The sequence below is a fragment of the Azospirillum griseum genome, assembly GCF_003966125.1.
Lineage (GTDB): Bacteria > Pseudomonadota > Alphaproteobacteria > Azospirillales > Azospirillaceae > Azospirillum > Azospirillum griseum.
The window spans coordinates 5,596-6,013 of the sequence record NZ_RXMA01000064.1 but is presented as its reverse complement, the minus strand read 5'-3'; the positions used below and the strand labels follow the sequence as shown (position 1 = coordinate 6,013).

Sequence of the window (418 nt, the reverse complement as noted above, 5' to 3'; positions counted from 1 at the left end):
GCCGTCATGTTCGGCGAGCGTTTCTCAAAGGCGATGAGCGCCTGAGATTAAAACCCGCCCCGCCGAGCACGAAATTCCGGATAGTCCCACCAGGTGCCGTTCGGGATGCTCGCCCCTGCGGTCTCGCGAACAGTGGAACAGCGCTGCCGGTGGGGCTTGGTCGGCAAACGGCCGGTCATGGCGCACATACACCCACAGCCGCCCGGTGTCGGCCTTGCCCTTGGCCAGCACGGGCACCGGCGTGTCGTCCCCATGCAGCCGCTCGGCCGCCAGCACATGCGCGGCGATCAGCAACGGCCCTGACCGTCAACCAGATGATCTTCACCAGGCCGCCGCAGTGTCCGCGGAAGAGGAAGAGATGGCCGCTGTGCGGGTCCTGGGCGAAGCGTTCCTGCATCAGCAACGCCAAGCTCGCCCA

General features: G+C 66.5%; 1 pseudogene. It reads right to left on the bottom strand.

Annotated elements, in window-relative coordinates:
- Positions 1-75: 75 nt before the first annotated feature.
- Positions 76-291 (bottom strand): annotated as a pseudogene (locus tag EJ903_RS25850) (IS66 family transposase); the annotation flags it as partial.
- Between the last annotated feature and the right edge of the window lie 127 nt (positions 292-418).